Annotated in this window: 1 pseudogene; it reads right to left on the bottom strand. The window is 64.8% G+C overall.

Features of this window, described 5'->3' with window-relative positions:
- Nucleotides 1–642, bottom strand: a pseudogene (locus MKK70_RS10795) (PQQ-dependent dehydrogenase, methanol/ethanol family); the annotation flags it as partial.

Below are 642 nucleotides of genomic sequence, written 5' to 3'. Positions count from 1 at the left end.
CCGCCATGGCTGTTCGGCGCGGGGTACATCGACAGGGTCGCACCGACGTAGGGCTGGCCCGGGGTGTAGGTCACCCGGAACGGCTCGTAGTCCATGCAGACGTGGTTGGTGGGCACGTAGAACAGGTTGGTCTTCGGCGAGTAGGCGGCGGGCTGCTGGTCCTTCGAACCCAACGCGGCCGGGCAGATACCCTTGGAGTTGGTGTCCTCGCCGTTCTGCTCGGTGGAGAACTTGGCCTGGACGAGGGGGCGACCGTAGGTCTTGGAGCCCTTGTCCATGTCGACCTTGGAGGCCCAGTTGACGACCGGATCGAACTTCTCGGCGACGAGGAGTTCGCCGGTGGCGCGGTCCAGGGTGTAGCCGAAGCCGTTGCGGTCGAAGTGGGTCAGGAGCGGGCGCTCCTTGCCGTCGACCTTCTGGTCGGTGAGGATCATCTCGTTGATGCCGTCGTAGTCCCACTCGTCGTGGGGGGTCATCTGGTAGACCCACTTGGCCTGCCCGGTGTCGGGGTTACGCGCCCAGATGGTCATCGACCACTTGTTGTCGCCCGGACGCTGCTTGGGGTTCCAGGTCGAGGGATTGCCCGAGCCGTAGTACATCAGGTCGAGCTTGGGGTCGTACGAGTACCAGCCCCAGGTGCAG

It is taken from the genome of Methylobacterium sp. E-041, assembly GCF_022829665.1.
Classification (GTDB): Bacteria; Pseudomonadota; Alphaproteobacteria; order Rhizobiales; family Beijerinckiaceae; genus Methylobacterium.
Note: the sequence above shows the minus strand (reverse complement) of the source record. Positions and strands in the feature narration are given on the sequence as shown.